At 62.0% G+C, this 1,835-nt stretch carries 1 protein-coding gene and 2 pseudogenes; 2 read left to right on the top strand and 1 reads right to left on the bottom strand.

Annotated elements, in window-relative coordinates; translation table 11 throughout:
- Nucleotides 1-99: 99 nt before the first annotated feature.
- Nucleotides 100-303, top strand: a pseudogene (locus ABIB27_RS19260) (beta-ACP synthase); the annotation flags it as partial.
- A gap of 8 nt (nt 304-311) precedes the next feature.
- Nucleotides 312-491: pseudogene (locus ABIB27_RS19255) on the top strand (beta-ketoacyl-ACP synthase); the annotation flags it as partial.
- A 370-nt stretch (nt 492-861) separates the two neighbouring features.
- On the opposite strand, the gene ABIB27_RS19250 reads toward ABIB27_RS19255, so the two are convergent.
- The gene (locus ABIB27_RS19250; RefSeq protein ID WP_354218040.1) at nt 862-1,479 is read right to left on the bottom strand and encodes a hypothetical protein; all 618 of its coding nucleotides are present in this window, start codon (nt 1,477-1,479) and stop codon (nt 862-864) included.
- Nucleotides 1,480-1,835 lie beyond the last annotated feature (356 nt).

Raw genomic sequence — 1,835 nt, 5'->3', positions numbered from 1 at the left:
AGGCCGGCCCCTTTCCAAGACAAGGAAACCGGCCTCGGGCCGTTACGGCTCAAACCTGAGGAACCCTCAAACAATTACCGACCCACGCACCTAGACAATATGAAGGGGCAGACCCCCGGTCCCGGGCTGGAATCAGAACGGCACGCAGCGGCTCGGCGCGCTCCGATCATCGCCCACATCACGGGATTCGGCATCTCCTCAGATGCCCACCACATCACTGCACCCGACCCTACCGGCACCGGGCAAATCCTCGCCATGACATTGGCCGTCCGTCGTTGCAAAATTCAACCCAGTGACGTCGATCACATCAACTGCCCGCAACCGGAACCACAGTCGGCGATCGAAGCGGGGCCGCTGCCATCCGAGCCGTCTTCGGCGAACAAATACCCGTCACCGCCCCGAAGGCCTCAATCGGACACCTCGTCGGAGGCGCGGGCGCGGTTGAAGCCATCATTGCCGCCCTGACGATCCGGAAGGGAATCATCCCGCCGATGAAGAACCTCGACGATGCGGATCCGGAATTGATGCTCGACGTCGTGACTACCGAGCGCGCTGCGCCGGTAGCAGCCGCTGTGAGCAACTAATTCGGGTTCGGTGGGCAGAACGTTGCCCTTTAGCTCTCGGCAAACTCATCGAGCTGAAGATCTGCTTCCATACTGCCGTATCGCAACCCTAGGGATACGAGGCGTCTCGTCGACCCGGCGACCGCTGCGGGCGGCATTGCTCTAATTTTCGCGGAATGGTGTGGGTGTGACTGTTCGTTCAGAATGGCGCTTAAATCGCAGCTCTATATGGCGGTTCTGAATCCTCTCGTGGGGGAACCGTCATGGGTGGCTCGGAGCAGGGGGAACGGTCCAGTGCCTACAGGTCAGCCGGGAACTTGAACGCCGTGGGGAGCGGGTCCGGCGCCATCCCGTGGAACAGTACGATCTCGTCGTGGGCTTTCAGGACGACACCTTGGGCGGGCCCGTCCCGCTTCGCGCCGTTCACGGTAACCGACCAGTCCGATGCGCCTGAATGCGCGGTCCCTGGCTTGCTGGTGCCGTCCAGGACGCCCCATTCCGTCAGAAGCTGGCCAAGTGTATAGGTGTCCCCGGCGACCGGCGCCTCAACGTGGATGATGCCCGACTCGTCATGGGTGTGCAATGCCGAGATGCCGTTCGGCTGCCCGGTCGCGGTGAAGCTGAAGCCGATGTCCGCGGGGACAGTGACAGGCTTGCCGTCCACGAAAACATCCAAATGCGCGTGAAAGTGCTCAGCTGCCCCTTCCATGTTGAGGACCGGCAGGCCGGCTGCTTTGATCCGTTCGGCGCCGCCCTTGGTCTCCAGCTCCCAGCCTGTGGCGGGAGCAGCCGCCGCGGCCGATGAGGTGCTCGGGGTCGGAACGGCTGCGCCCGGGCCAGGGGTGGCGGCAGAACATCCGGAGCCAGACAACACAACAGCGCCCAGCACCAAGGAAAAGGGGATGAGCTCCTTCATAGGGAGACCTTTCATTTCGGCCACAGGTACTCAGTGGATGTGGGCGGACCGGGCGGAAAGACTCACCCGGCTTGCTCAGCCACGACACGATGCTATGTGGCCTGACCGCCATGGCGCGGCAATCCCGCAAACTATAGCTGATGCCCAGCTGTTCCACGGCCCGATTTTATGCCATAGAACGCCCCAATAGCTCGGACTCTTCGTGCTGATTGGCAATTAAATCTCAGCTCGGAATGGCGGTTATAAGATACCGTTTGTCGCCTAGGAGTGGTTCGGTCCCTTCGTTGGCGGCTCTGCGTGGGTTGCCGGGGGTATCGGGTACTTTCGCATGGTCGTGCTTGGAGCGGCTTTGCTGG

It is taken from the genome of Arthrobacter sp. UYEF21 (genome assembly GCF_040546085.1).
Taxonomy (GTDB): Bacteria; Actinomycetota; Actinomycetes; order Actinomycetales; family Micrococcaceae; genus Arthrobacter.
This window is presented reverse-complemented; position numbering and strand designations above follow the sequence as displayed.

Bases quoted from the DNA above. Each gene is read 5' to 3' on its own strand.
- ABIB27_RS19250 (WP_354218040.1), bottom strand. From the start codon at position 1,479: ATGAAGGAGCTCATCCCCTTTTCCTTGGTGCTGGGCGCTGTTGTGTTG.